1 protein-coding gene is annotated in these 725 nt (G+C 58.8%); it reads right to left on the bottom strand.

What is annotated here, in order from left to right:
* The coding region (locus tag ACFPO9_RS27680) for an IS110 family RNA-guided transposase (protein WP_379777679.1) at positions 1-725 on the bottom strand (725 nt) is incomplete at both ends.

Raw genomic sequence — 725 nt, 5'->3', positions numbered from 1 at the left:
GCCGCTCGGCCTGTTTTGTGACGGCACGTGCGCCATGAATCAGCAAGGTGCGCAGATAGCAGTCGCCACGCTTGCTGATACCTTGCAATCGAGCCTTCCCGCCCGTCGAGTGCTGCTTTGGTACCAGTCCAAGCCAAGCTGCCAACTGTCGGCCATTTTTGAAGTTGCGCGCATCGCCAACTGAGGCGACCAGGGCACTGGCCGTAATCGGCCCGACACCAGGAATGGTTTCAAGGTTGCGCGATGCTTCGTTCTGGCGATGCCAGTGCAGGATCTCCAACTCCAGCTCGTCAACTTGTCGCTTCAGTTCTTTCAACTGGATCAGCAGCCGCTCGATCAGTTGCCGGAAGCTGGCCGGCAACACGTCCTTTGCTTCATCGAGCAGCGGCGGCACCAGGCAGTACAGTTGCTTGATACCCTTCGGCACGACCAACCCCATTTCTGCCAGCAGCCCACGGATCTGGTTGGCCTGTGCAGTACGCGCCTTGACCAGGCCTTGCCGGACACGATGCACCGCCAGGATCGCTTGCTGATCGATTGTCTTGATCGGAACAAAGCGCATGGTTGGACGGGCTATCGCTTCACAGATCGCCTCGGCATCGGCCATGTCATGCTTATTCGTCTTCACGTACGGTTTGACGAACTGTGGCGCCATTAGCTTCACGGTATGCCCCAGCTCAGTCAGCCGCCGAGCCCAGTAATGCGCACTGCCGCACGCTTCCATT

This window comes from Massilia aerilata, from assembly GCF_042656905.1.
In the GTDB taxonomy this organism is placed as follows: Bacteria; Pseudomonadota; Gammaproteobacteria; order Burkholderiales; family Burkholderiaceae_D; genus Telluria; species Telluria aerilata.
Note: the sequence above shows the minus strand (reverse complement) of the source record. Positions and strands in the feature narration are given on the sequence as shown.